Origin of the sequence: Stenotrophomonas sp. YIM B06876 (genome assembly GCF_030711595.1) — a bacterium.
In the GTDB taxonomy this organism is placed as follows: Bacteria; Pseudomonadota; Gammaproteobacteria; order Xanthomonadales; family Xanthomonadaceae; genus Stenotrophomonas.
On the sequence record NZ_JAUJUJ010000474.1, the window covers coordinates 1 to 621 of the forward strand.

1 protein-coding gene is annotated in these 621 nt (G+C 57.3%); it reads left to right on the forward strand.

Features of this window, described 5'->3' with window-relative positions:
* On the forward strand, positions 1–259 hold a 259-nt coding region (locus QZH66_RS17995; RefSeq protein ID WP_305807173.1), incomplete at its 5' end, for a hypothetical protein.
* Positions 260–621: the final 362 nt, after the last annotated feature.

The following is a 621-nucleotide window of genomic DNA, read 5'->3' on the forward strand; positions in this document are numbered from 1 at the left end:
GACGATGGCGCTTGAGGTCTTGTCCTTCAACATGGGGCTCTCCTCCTTGCAAATGCGCCGCAAACTGGCGGGCACCCGCCGCGGCCCTGCGATCCTGCGCGGGCGGGCGTTGGAACAGCGTCAAGTCAGCGTTAACCCGCCACCGACGTGGCGCTCAGCCCGTAGGCTGGGTTGGCTTCAAGAACGGGGTCCAAAAACGGGGTCAGGTTCATTTTTTCTATTGACTAAAACAGGGGTCAGAGTGAATATTCATTGCTGACCTCAGGGGGGCGGGCTGGGTTGGCTTTGCAACCCAGAACCTCATTCAAATTGATCGGGCCCAATATCCATCAAAACAGGGGTCAGAGTGAATTTGTTGCTGGCCTTTTGGGTCTGTAGAGGGCCGTAGGTTGGGGTGGCTTCATCAACCCAGCACCCCATTCGAATTGATCGGGCTCAATATCCACTGGCCTCGCTCAGTCCGTCGGATAGAGCCCTCGTTCCATCCAATACCCAAAGCTGGAATGTGGCCAATCCCAGACGCGCGCGCATGGCTGTGCTGGACCGCGTTCTAATGGTCCGACGGGCGTCAACAAAGACGAATGTGGTTACATGCTGTGGACGTGCAGGATGTTGCCGTCG